Origin of the sequence: Vibrio sp. Vb1337 (genome assembly GCF_033338715.1) — a bacterium.
Lineage (GTDB): Bacteria > Pseudomonadota > Gammaproteobacteria > Enterobacterales > Vibrionaceae > Vibrio > Vibrio alginolyticus.
This window is the reverse complement of sequence record NZ_JAWOTD010000025.1, coordinates 59,173-69,066: the sequence shown is the minus strand read 5'-3', so window position 1 is coordinate 69,066 and position 9,894 is coordinate 59,173. Positions and strand designations below refer to the sequence as shown.

The following is a 9,894-nucleotide window of genomic DNA, read 5'->3' as shown; positions in this document are numbered from 1 at the left end:
GAAAGCACCGGTCTTGAAAACCGGCATACGTTAATAGCGTATCTAGGGTTCAAATCCCTATCTCTCCGCCACTTTTAAAAAACCGCTGTTCTTACAGCGGTTTTTTTGTATCTGCTGTTTTTTAACCGCTGTTATCGAAACTTCTAATTGGTTTTTCTCTAGCTCTTTCTCCAAGTTTTTGCGTACCTACATTGGGTTTAGTTTACGCAGTAATACCTTCAATCGAAGACATTTCCATACGTGTCATTTGGGCTTCAAATAGAGCTTTGTTAAGTCTCAACGTGGGATGCTTAAACGCATTTTGATAGAGTCCCAGCCTAAATACTGCAAATGTACTTGGAGAAAAAATGAAGCTACTTTACTGGTTAGATGAATGGCAAGCTCTTACTCAACAAGAACAAGAGATGGCTTTACCTATCTCTGGCTACGATTTACTTGATGATGTGTTTGTGAAGTATGAACTCGTCGATCTTAACAAGCCATTGTTGTTTACATTTTCTCCTTCCGGTACTGATGTGCAGGTACAAGATTTAACTCCGGATTTTTCTCCTTGGGGCTACGAGCTCGGAATACAACAACAAGTAAACATTATTGCCTTTCAACATTTAGGACAAAGTAATTGGTTCCGTAGTCGGAATTTGATTTTCTTTCTGGAGCAGCTATCTGAGTTGCTTCACCCCTTCAAATGTCGTTTGGGTTATGGGCAAAGTCGAGGTGGCTTTGCAATTGGCGCGTTTGCTAACTTGCTGAAACTAGAACATCTTTTGTTGTTTTATCCTGTTAGCACAAAAAATAAAGCGTTGGTGCCTTGGGATGATCGGCTGAGTACTGAGCTTGCTCAGCAGTTTGCTTGGGAAAGCGGCTACCATGATCGAGATTTGGGCAATGCCAAAGGTTATATTATTTATGACCCATCCAATCGCATTGATTGTCTTCATGCTGAACGTTATCCAGAGCTTACCCATTTAAAAGTCGTCGGTATGGGACACGGCACTCAATCCACACAATTAGATAAATTAGAATTTTTTAATCTGGTGGCGCAGGAGTTTGTTCGCCATCAAACCTTAGATATTGACCAATTTAATAAGCAAATTCACGCTTTGTTTAAAAGAGGACTGATATCAGAGTCCCCTGTAACCAGGGGGAGATGATCACACACTAAAAACTAGATTTTTAACACAATTGCTAGGCGCAATTTAGATGGAGGATTAATGAAGTTACTGTACTGGTTGGATGAATGGCTGGTTCTTTCTCGTGAAGAACAGCAAACCAGGCTACCGATGTCCGGGGAGGACTTACTTGATGATGTATTTGTTAAGTATGAGTTTGTCGACCGCAATAAACCGTTGTTGTTTACCTTTTCCCCTGCTGGTACGAATCTACAAGTACAGGACTTACACTCAGACTTTGCGCCTTGGGGCTATCGCTTAGCCCAGAAACAAAAAGTAAATATTATTTCATTTCAGCACCTTGGGAAAAGTAACTGGTTTCGTAGCCGTAATTTAATTTTCTTTCTAGAGCAACTGTCGACTTTACTTGAGCCCTTTGAATGTCGTTTAGGCTATGGACTTAGCCGCGGTGGTTTTGCTATTGGTGCCTTTTCCAATCTATTAAAGTTGGATCAAGTATTGATGTTTCACCCGGTCAGCACAAAAAACAAAGTTTTGGTGCCATGGGATGATAGGCCAAGTACTGAACTAGCCCAACAATTTGATTGGAAAGGAAAGTATCACGACCTCGACCTTGGCGATGCAAAAGGCTATATCATTTATGATCCAACTAATGAAATCGACCGCCTTCACGCCAAACGCTACCCAGAGCTCACTCACTTGAGAGTCTTTGGGATGGGACATGGTACCCACGCGACGTATTTGAATAAATTCGGTTTTTATAAGCAAGTGGCCGTAGACTTTATACGTTATCAGAAGATAGATATAGCGCAGTTTCGTCATCAGACCAAAACGCTGCGCTTAAAAGAAGATTACTATCAGTGCCTTAACAAGGCGAATGCGAGTTCACAGCATCGTTTAAACTTACTGAGTACCGCTCATAATGTACTAATTGAAGAAAAGAAAGAACATGTGAAGGAGCATCAAGCGCAAATCGATATTCAGCCACTTGTTGATATTGCACTTAAGCATGAGTATGACAACCCGAAAGATGCAGTACAGCTTTTGGAAGTCGCTCAGCAGTTGGTTCCGAATGATCCTGTTGTGGAGCACAAGTTGCAGCAACTGTCGTAACGTTGAGATGTAATGCGTACGATATTGGTCGAAATAGGTCAGTGGCTTTTGTCGCTGGCCTTTTTAATAGCTTATGGATTGATATGTCGATGAAATCTAATGAAGCAGTACAAAATAAAAAGCCCAAGCAAATGCTTAGGCTCCATAAATGTTAATGCGAGTTTTAAAACTCTTTTGGCGCAAAGCCTGTCATCACATCAAGGCGAAGTTCTTTACCAACTTTTGTTAATGGGTGAACGATTACTAAGCCGCGTACGCGTTTTTTCAGTTTGCCGATGTCCGCTTGTTCTGCTTTGGTGATTTCACGAGAGAAAGGCATATCAAGTAAGCTTTTACGTTCTTTGTTCAGCTCATAGTTTTGCTTGTGCTTTAACTGGTTAAGCTTTTTGGTAAGCTGTTCTACTTCATCCGTGAACTTTGTAATCATTTCGTGATCACCACGAGAACGTGCCGCATCAAGTTTACGTTGGCATGTATCTAAACGGTTGTGCAGCTTTTGAATATCAGTTTTTATGCTCATGGTAATTTGGCTCAAATTTTAAATAGTCGAGAAGTATAGCATAGCTGAGATCACACGCTCTACTATACTTCTCGATTGTCTGGCTTTAGTTAATCAGTTCATTGCCCGATACGTTACCAGAGAAAAAGGCTTCGACGTTATCAAGCGTCACAGAGGCAATATTATTAAGTGCTTCGTGAGTCAAGAATGCTTGGTGGCCAGTAAACAGCACGTTATGACAAGCCGATAAACGGCGGAAAACATCATCTACAATGACATCGTTAGATTTATCTTGGAAGAATAAGTCTTTTTCATTGTCATACACGTCTAGGCCAAGCGCACCAATCTTACCTTGTTTCAACGCTTCTATCGCTGCTAGTGAATCTAGCAACTCGCCTCGACTGGTGTTAATGATCATCACGCCATCTTTCATTTGCGCGAAGGCTTTTTCGTTCAGTAAGTGATAGTTTTCTTCACTCATTGGGCAATGGAGAGAGATAACATCCGCATTAGCGTAGATTTCTTCAAGCGAACAGTAACGGGCTCCCATTTCTAGCGCTAATGGGTTTTCGTAGGGGTCGTAGCAAAGCAGCTCCATGCCAAGCCCTTTGAAGATACGCATCGTCGCGATACCAATCTTACCCGTACCAATAACACCAACGGTTTTTCCGAAAAAGTTAAAGCCAACAAGACCTTCTAGCGAGAAGTTGGCGTCACGTGTCCGTTGGTAGGCCTTGTGAAGACGGCGGTTTAGGCACATCATTAAACCAACCGTGTGCTCTGCCACTGCTTCTGGTGAGTAAGCAGGAACTCGAACCACTTGTAAGCCTAGTTCTTTGGCTGCTTGTTGATCAACTTTATCATATCCCGCGCAGCGCATAGCAATAAGCTTGGTCCCGCCCAGAGAAAGCTGTTTAAGGACAGGAGCTGAAAGATCATCATTAACAAACGCACATACGACATCACTGCCGTGCGCCATCTTGGCTGTTTTTTCGGTTAGTCGGAAGTCGTGATAGTGAAATTCAAAATCGCGGTTATTTTTAATTTTATTAAAAGAGGCTTCGTCGTAGGATTTTGCACTAAAAAAAGCAATGTTAATCATGGTTCCCTCTCAAAAAGTGCGGACTTTATAAATAAATATGCTTATAAAGTAATGCAACTTAGCCGCAATGAATAGAGAAATCTTCTCTTTGACTTTTGTTGTATCAAATAACGATAAGAAGTACGCCTTTCAGCGAGTCTATCTTATGGTTCCGCATTAGATACTGTTTGCTTTACGAGCATTAACTGACTAGCATTATCGCTCTTTTCTTGTTCACTTTATTAGCTTAGGCGTTACGACAATGTCAGTAAAATGGTGCTCTATGTTCTTGTGTTGTGTGTTTGCTTCTGGCACTCACGCAGCTGTTGACCTCGTTAAAGTCGACAAGTCTAAGCGTCGAATGTATTTGATGGAACAAGGAGCAGTGCTAAAAGAATACCGAATTGCTTTAGGAGCGAACCCTCAAGGACATAAACAAGAAGAGGGAGACAATCGCACGCCAGAGGGCGAATACACTTTAGATTATGTTATAGAGGACTCTGCTTTTTATCGTTCTGTGCATATCAGTTACCCTGATGCGATTGATGCGTTGGAAGCGAAGCGCCGAGGTGTCTCCCCTGGAGGGAACATCAAAATTCATGGCTTAAAAAACGGTGAGAGTCAGTTGCCGATTTACATCCAAAGTTTTGATTGGACTAATGGGTGTATTGCGATTACCAACGAGGAGATGGATGAATTTATCCAGCTTGTCGAGATGGGGACACCAATTCAGATTGAGTGGTAATAAAAGGTCCCCTTTAATGTTCTGGCTCTTATAGGCTATGGCATAAAGCGCTGTGGATGATCACTAAAAATACCGTCTAATTGAGGTAGGTATTTCAGTTTATTTGGATTGTTCACCGTATAGCACATCACTTTGTAACCGGCTTGTTGGAGTTTGTTTATCTGGCGAGTACGAACCCAGTTAATGTTTAGGTTGCAGCTATAGGCACTAACTTCTTCCAAAAGGCGTTTATCTTTTCTCGTAAAGAATTCACTTAACACACCCAATCGGTAGCCACTGCAGTATTTGTGCATCGCTCTAATGACGTCATGACTAAAGCTGGATAGGAGTACATTCTCTTGCGGCATTGGACTTTTTGCTAACGCATTGGCTAGAGTCTGCGCCACTTCTTCCGCTGGATGGTTGTCTACTTTAACTTCAATATTCAAGTTAAGCTTATTCTCAGTAGCTAAAGTGAGCAGTTCATCTAGTGTCAAGATCTTCTCGCCTGAAAAGTCTGTGCTAAACCAACTACCGAAATCTAATGCTTTTAACTCTTCCAGGGTGAGCTCATCAACACGCCCTTGTCCATTGCTGCATCGATTGACGGTATGATCATGGCAAACCACTAAAACATTATCTTTGGTAGGTTGTATATCCACTTCCACCCACTTTAATCCCAGGTCAATGGCTGCTTGAATGCTTATTTTTGTATTCTCAGGGTATGAACCTGCCACGCCACGGTGACCAATTAATAACGTTTCCATTCGCTTTATCTTTTGCTTTGCGGTTGCCAGATTGTACTCGTTTTTTCTATGAAGATATATCTAGGTGCATATTGTTAGGAACCTTTAGTACAAGTGAACATTAAACTCTAATAGTACGTTGCTGCTTCTTGGACTGAGTCCTGTGGACTTAAAGCCTTAGAGTGTGTAGTTGTTTAATTGGTAAATGAGTAATAAAATGCGAACCATTTTTATTTGAATGGTGAGTGGTAATGTCACGAGTTTTGATAGTCGATGATGACGTTCCTTTGTGTGAGCTGTTAGAAGCGGTTTTGCAAGAGGAGGGCTACATCGTATCTTCTGTGCATTGCGGTGAAAGTGCGCTGCAATATATGGAAAAAACGCCTGTAGATCTTGTATTGCTTGATGTCATGTTACCAAACCTTAACGGCATGCAAGTTGCTCGTAGGATCTGTCAGCGCTTCGCGACACCTATTCTAATGCTTACCGCTCTCAACGATGAAAACTCGATGCTTGATGGTTACCAAGCGGGGGCCGATCAGTATATCGGAAAGCCTTTTAATGTCGCTGAGCTTCTAATGCGCATCAAAGCGATTCTTCGTCGTGTTGGCTTGGAACGTCAACGTCAGACGATGTGTAGTACCGTTCAAACGATCAGTGACCAGCTTAATAGCTTACCCCTCACAAGTACGGAAGCTGAACTATTGAGCTACTTGGTAAAAAACCAAGGAGTCGTGATTTCAAAAGCAGAGCTTCAAACTGAAGTGTTAAAGAAAGAGCTGAGTCCTTTTGATCGCAACCTTGATATGCACATCAGTAACATACGTCGCAAGTTAGTTGAGGCGGGGCTTTCCAAGCAACATATCAAAACCTTCCGTGGCAAAGGTTACAGTTATTTAGAGGCTGTAAACCGTTAATGAAGCTCCGGTGTCCACCTTTTATTGCAAAACGTAAAGACAGCTTAGCGTTCAAGTTATTTAGTTGCATGACCGCAATTGTCATTAGCATTTTGGTCGTGCAATCCTTAGCGGAACAAGCTCTGGTGAAAGCCATGTTGAAAGTGCCCGATAGTGTGCGAGAAGAAATGCTAGACCTTGCACATCAAGCTAACGTATTGATTGAGCACGGAGACATGGACGAACTTGCTGACTGGGCAAATGCGCAAAACTTTTATTTATTTGTGTTGAATGAACATCAGCAACCAGTTACGCACCGTCTGATGCATCCGCACTTCGAGTTCAAACTTCAATTTAAGAGAAGCATCGATGATCAACTTGAGGGGAAAGTGAATCGCCCCATCATCAATATTCCTTTAGTTCATGGCAATACTTTAGTGATTCAATTGCCACATCGACTGCACCCTGCAAATGACTTCATTCTGTATTTCTCTATTCTCAAAGTCGTGATTGCAGTGGTTATTTTGGCGCTCTTTTCGCTGCTAATGGCACGTAACTTACAGCAACCATTGGATCGATTGAGAGAAGCAAGCAAAAAGCTATCTAATGGCGATTTTAATGTTAGTGTCGTGAAAGAGCTGAAGTCGAGCACGCGTGAGTTTAACGAGTTAGCGCAAGACTTCGATCACATGACGCAACAGATTCATTCTCTCGCTGAAAAGCAGCGACTGCTTATAAGAGATGTCTCTCACGAATTGAGAACGCCGTTAGCGAGGCAGAACTTGGTTCTGCATCTTTTGCGAAAGCGTGTTGGAGAAAGTGAGCAAAGCCTAGTGACAAGGCTAGAAGATGAAGCAAAAGAGCTAAACCATTTGATCAGCGATATATTGGAGTTCAGTCGCTTGGAAAATGCGCGCTTCGACAAAGCCACGAAACGCTGTGATTTAGAAGTTTTGCTCTCCCCGCAAGTAGAACGTTGCAAAATAGATTTGAAGTCAGAACAGACGTTGTCTTTCCGCTCAGAAGCTGTATGTGCTAAAGCCATTTGTGAAGAAACGCTGGTCATTCGTTGTTTGAACAATCTTATTGGTAATGCCATTAAATATTCAGGACAAGCATCTCAGATAGAAGTTTCTCTGGAAAATTATGTCAAAGAAGGGCAGCAATTCACCACCATGTCAGTATCTGATAATGGGCCTGGTATTCCAGAGAACAAGCTGGTCGATATTTTTGATCCGTTTACACGCTTAGATGCTTCTAGAGATAAAAAGCTTGGTGGCTACGGTTTAGGTCTTGCGATTGTCAAAGAATCCATGCGTATTATGGGTGGAGCAGTCACGGCGAAAAACCGTGAGCAAGGTGGTTTGAGGGTTACTTTAGTGTTCAAACAATAAGTATGATTAAGTTGTATTTTTTGTGATTAATGTCACATTATCATGGCGCATCATCAGAGAGTACTTTACAAAAGTTTGCAAATGCAAAGAATGTAAATTTAATGCAAATGGTAATACTTATCACTTATATTCACCCGCGAAATAATTAAGAGGGAATCGCATTCAACAAGTATGTGACCCGAAAAATAATAATCGGAGTGAAAGGATATGTTTACTAAGAGCCATTTGGCGTTAGTGATCGGTGCAGTGTTAGCAACACCTGCAGTGGCGGAAGTTCAAACAGACGAACATGTAGTTGTAGAAGGTCGAGAGTTCGGCTACAAGGCAGATACAAACAGTACAGCAATGCGCATGGAAATGACGCAGCTGGAAACGCCGGGACAAGTAGCGGTTATCGATGAAACGGTAATTGATGAGCAGCGTGCAAGTACACTTGGTGAAGTGCTACGTAACGATGCAAGTGTTAGCGCGGGTGGTACAAGCCGTAACCGCGAACGTTTCTCTCTACGTGGTTTTGAACTTAGCAGTTCAGACGGTTTTCTTCGTGATGGTCGTCAACACTGGTCACACTACCGTCAGCCAATTGAGCTTTTAGAGCGTGTTGAAGTGCTTAAAGGTCCATCAGGTCTGCTATACGGTAAATCTGAGCCGGGTGGTTTGGTAAACATGGTTTCGAAAAAACCAACAACTCAAACACAAGCAAGTTTGAGTCAAGATCTAGGTTCGAATGATCACTCACGCACTGTGCTTGATGTGAGTGGCGCGCTAAATGATGCAGAGACACTGCGAGCGCGCGCAATTTTTGCCAAAGAAAGCTACGGCTCTTGGCGCAGGTACGGTGATGGCACTGAGCCTAAAACAGATCGTACGGTAGCTGGCCTAGTGGTTGAGTACGATATCACCGACAACTTTATGGTATCGGCTCATTACGATCGCACGAAAGACGACGGTAGCGTGGACTCTGGCGCATACATTGTTGATGGCAAAGCGGTTCGCGGTGATAAGTACATTTGGGATGCGCAGTGGTCTGAAATTGATAACGAAGTAGAAAACTACGGTGTCGATATTAATGCGCAAGTCACGGATAACGTGAACGTAAAAGCAGGTTACAACCGCCAAGACTTTAAGCGTTTTGATGTAGAGTCTTACCCTAAGTTTGATCAGTATGAAGAGTTAAATACGATTAAGCATCGAGGCAACGATCGCTCCGATAATTGGGTATTTGATACTGCATATATAGATGTGACGACGGACTTTACTTTGTTCGGTACGGAAAACACGTTGTTAGTGGGCGCTAACTACTTAGATTACAGTTATGATCGCTTTATGGCAATTCATAATGAGGCGAGTATTGCTCCAGGAGAAACGGTGCCTAAGCCTAGCTATCGTAGTTCGAAGAAATCACCAACAGCTGAGTACGATACTTGGGGTATCTACGCGCAAAATATGATGACGATTAATGATTACTGGCAAGTGCTTGCAGGTGTTCGTTATGACGAAAAGCGTGATGATGAACTGACCGAAAACCAGGTTTCTCCAAAATTTGGTGTCATTTTCCACCCATCGACGAATGGCTCGGTTTACGTTCAGTATTCTGAAAGCTTCATGCCTCAAGGTGAAGTCAGCAACGGTAGTCGTACCTACATCAATGAAGGTGAGAAACTCGACGCTGAGCGTGGTATCTCTTATGAAATCGGTACGAAGTGGGAACTGTTTGATCAGCGTTTATTTGTATCTGGTGCTGTGTTTGATATCACGTTAGAGAACATCTCGCTGGATGTTGAAAGCGGCAAAGACGCGGGCGGCAATCTCCTACACAAGAAAACGCAAGGTGGTGAGCAAGTTCACAAAGGCGCTGAGTTAATGGCTCAAGGTTTTGTGACCTCAGAGTTGTCGCTAACCGCTTCTGCAATGTATTTGGATGCAGAGCTTAAGAAGGCAGAAAGATATGAAGGTAACCGCCCTGTAGACGTGCCAGAGTTCTCGGCAAGTCTATGGTCTAGCTACAAGGTTCAAGACAACACTAACTTAAACCTTGGTTTGATTTATGAAGGTGATCGCTACGGTGATGCAAAGAACACCTTCAAGAAAGATGGCTACGCTCGCGTTGATATGGGCGTGTCATACAAACATAAGTACGATGAAAACTTGGATATTATTGCTCGATTCAATGTCGAAAACTTATTCGATACCGACTACTTCGCAGGTGGTGGTAGCACGAATGGCGAGCAAAAAGGTGCGAGTGGGGTTGTGGTTGGAGAAAGCCGCAACTACATGGCAACAATCCAGTTCAAGTACTGATAACAATTTG

At 42.7% G+C, this 9,894-nt stretch carries 9 protein-coding genes; 6 read left to right on the top strand and 3 right to left on the bottom strand.

Going from position 1 to position 9,894, the window contains the following annotated elements:
* Positions 1-347 precede the first annotated feature (347 nt).
* Positions 348-1,151 (top strand): cytosolic protein, encoded by an 804-nt coding sequence (locus R7E42_RS20900; protein ID WP_205461115.1) that lies wholly within the window; start codon positions 348-350, stop codon positions 1,149-1,151.
* Between the two features lie 60 nt (positions 1,152-1,211).
* On the top strand, positions 1,212-2,243 hold the full coding sequence (locus tag R7E42_RS20895) for a cytosolic protein (protein ID WP_205461114.1): 1,032 nt from the start codon (positions 1,212-1,214) through the stop codon (positions 2,241-2,243).
* 163 nt (positions 2,244-2,406) lie between these two features.
* Here the strand turns inward: R7E42_RS20895 and R7E42_RS20890 are convergent, their stop codons facing one another.
* Together R7E42_RS20890 and R7E42_RS20885 are read right to left on the bottom strand one after the other, a co-directional pair.
* Positions 2,407-2,763, bottom strand: a complete 357-nt coding sequence (locus R7E42_RS20890; RefSeq protein WP_005374274.1) for a YibL family ribosome-associated protein — start codon at positions 2,761-2,763, stop codon at positions 2,407-2,409.
* An 85-nt stretch (positions 2,764-2,848) separates the two neighbouring features.
* On the bottom strand, positions 2,849-3,844 hold the full coding sequence (locus R7E42_RS20885) for a 2-hydroxyacid dehydrogenase (RefSeq protein WP_267135783.1): 996 nt from the start codon (positions 3,842-3,844) through the stop codon (positions 2,849-2,851).
* 241 nt (positions 3,845-4,085) lie between these two features.
* Between R7E42_RS20885 and R7E42_RS20880 the strand changes: the two genes are divergently transcribed.
* Complete coding sequence (locus R7E42_RS20880) at positions 4,086-4,568, top strand: L,D-transpeptidase family protein (protein WP_158173341.1); 483 nt, start codon at positions 4,086-4,088, stop codon at positions 4,566-4,568.
* A 35-nt stretch (positions 4,569-4,603) separates the two neighbouring features.
* Here the strand turns inward: R7E42_RS20880 and R7E42_RS20875 are convergent, their stop codons facing one another.
* The gene (locus tag R7E42_RS20875) at positions 4,604-5,314 is read right to left on the bottom strand and encodes a glycerophosphodiester phosphodiesterase family protein (protein ID WP_047102843.1); all 711 of its coding nucleotides are present in this window, start codon (positions 5,312-5,314) and stop codon (positions 4,604-4,606) included.
* Positions 5,315-5,544: 230 nt separating this feature from the next.
* Here R7E42_RS20875 and R7E42_RS20870 point away from each other — a divergent pair, with 230 nt between their 5' ends.
* The 3 genes from R7E42_RS20870 to R7E42_RS20860 all read left to right on the top strand — a co-directional run bounded on the left by R7E42_RS20870 (position 5,545) and on the right by R7E42_RS20860 (position 9,884).
* Positions 5,545-6,210: a response regulator transcription factor gene (locus tag R7E42_RS20870; protein WP_005386018.1), complete on the top strand. Its 666-nt coding sequence runs from the start codon at positions 5,545-5,547 to the stop codon at positions 6,208-6,210.
* On the top strand, positions 6,210-7,583 hold the full coding sequence (locus R7E42_RS20865) for a sensor histidine kinase (RefSeq protein WP_064369509.1): 1,374 nt from the start codon (positions 6,210-6,212) through the stop codon (positions 7,581-7,583). Before R7E42_RS20870 ends, R7E42_RS20865 begins: the two co-directional genes overlap by 1 nt.
* A gap of 207 nt (positions 7,584-7,790) precedes the next feature.
* On the top strand, positions 7,791-9,884 hold the full coding sequence (locus R7E42_RS20860; protein WP_206955103.1) for a TonB-dependent siderophore receptor: 2,094 nt from the start codon (positions 7,791-7,793) through the stop codon (positions 9,882-9,884).
* The last annotated feature ends 10 nt before the right edge of the window (positions 9,885-9,894 follow it).

Coding starts and splice junctions, on each gene's coding strand:
- R7E42_RS20870 (WP_005386018.1), top strand. CDS start 5,545: ATGTCACGAGTTTTGATAGTCGATGATGACGTTCCTTTGTGTGAGCTG.
- R7E42_RS20865 (WP_064369509.1), top strand. CDS start 6,210: ATGAAGCTCCGGTGTCCACCTTTTATTGCAAAACGTAAAGACAGCTTA.
- R7E42_RS20885 (WP_267135783.1), bottom strand. CDS start 3,844: ATGATTAACATTGCTTTTTTTAGTGCAAAATCCTACGACGAAGCCTCT.
- R7E42_RS20890 (WP_005374274.1), bottom strand. CDS start 2,763: ATGAGCATAAAAACTGATATTCAAAAGCTGCACAACCGTTTAGATACA.
- R7E42_RS20875 (WP_047102843.1), bottom strand. CDS start 5,314: ATGGAAACGTTATTAATTGGTCACCGTGGCGTGGCAGGTTCATACCCT.
- R7E42_RS20900 (WP_205461115.1), top strand. CDS start 348: ATGAAGCTACTTTACTGGTTAGATGAATGGCAAGCTCTTACTCAACAA.
- R7E42_RS20860 (WP_206955103.1), top strand. CDS start 7,791: ATGTTTACTAAGAGCCATTTGGCGTTAGTGATCGGTGCAGTGTTAGCA.
- R7E42_RS20880 (WP_158173341.1), top strand. CDS start 4,086: ATGTCAGTAAAATGGTGCTCTATGTTCTTGTGTTGTGTGTTTGCTTCT.
- R7E42_RS20895 (WP_205461114.1), top strand. CDS start 1,212: ATGAAGTTACTGTACTGGTTGGATGAATGGCTGGTTCTTTCTCGTGAA.